Source organism: Shigella sp. FC1544, assembly GCF_001722145.1.
In the GTDB taxonomy this organism is placed as follows: Bacteria; Pseudomonadota; Gammaproteobacteria; order Enterobacterales; family Enterobacteriaceae; genus Escherichia; species Escherichia coli.
This window is the reverse complement of sequence record NZ_MECT01000486.1, coordinates 1-330: the sequence shown is the minus strand read 5'-3', so window position 1 is coordinate 330 and position 330 is coordinate 1. Positions and strand designations below refer to the sequence as shown.

1 pseudogene is annotated in these 330 nt (G+C 57.0%); it reads left to right on the top strand.

The window, feature by feature from the left end:
- Positions 1-100 precede the first annotated feature (100 nt).
- A pseudogene (locus BGK49_RS18745) lies at positions 101-330 on the top strand (IS3 family transposase); the annotation flags it as partial.

The window sequence follows — 330 nt, the reverse complement described above, 5'->3', positions numbered from 1 at the left end:
ACTGGCCGATAAACCGGGTCGGCGAACTGCTCCCCTGGCGCGTAGCACTGCCGACTGAATAACACATCCCCGTCAATACGGTTCTTGCTGCACGCTTACTCCTGTGGTCACACTCTGCCAAGTGTTCGGGGTTCATCGCAGCAGCTACAGATACTGGAAAAACCGTCCTGAAAAACCAGACGGCAGACGGGCTGTATTACGCAGTCAGGTACTTGAGCTACATGGCATCAGCCATGGTTCGGCCGGAGCAAGAAGCATCGCCACAATGGCAACCCGGAGAGGCTACCAGATGGGACGCTGGCTTGCTGGCAGGCTCATGAAAGAGCTGGG